At 62.1% G+C, this 446-nt stretch carries 1 protein-coding gene; it reads right to left on the bottom strand.

The window, feature by feature from the left end; genetic code table 11:
• A partial coding sequence (locus AC30D7_RS28770; protein WP_490136334.1) for a VCBS domain-containing protein occupies nt 1–446 on the bottom strand: 446 nt, incomplete at both ends.

Raw genomic sequence — 446 nt, 5'->3', positions numbered from 1 at the left:
TGTTCCCGAATCAGTCGGTGCTTCAAAGTTGGGGGCAGAGACAAAGCTCAGCACGCCTGTGCCTGAAGCGATCGAGAATTTCGCGGCATCCAGTCCGCCGACGATGCTGTAGGTCAGCGTTTGTGCCGGCAGATCAACATCGGTCGCCGCCACCGTTGTGACCGCCGTGGTGTTTTCCGCCACGTTGATCGAAGCCGTCGCACCAGCACCGTTGGAAGTGATCGTCGGTGAGTCGTTGCTGCCGGCGATATGCACGGTGACTGAGGTGAGGGTGCCATCGGCACTGCTCACCGTGAAGGTGTCGGTGTAGGTGGTGCCGGCGGCGAACTCGTTGTGCGCGGAGTTGGCGACGTAGGTCCAGGCGCCACCGGTGCCGATGGAAAACTGGCCATAGCTGCCGGCGGTGTTGGTTTGTGCGACGAAGGTTGCGGCGCTGTCGACGTCGC

The sequence above is a fragment of the Pseudomonas sp. DF5 genome (assembly GCF_058148225.1).
Note: the sequence above shows the minus strand (reverse complement) of the source record. Positions and strands in the feature narration are given on the sequence as shown.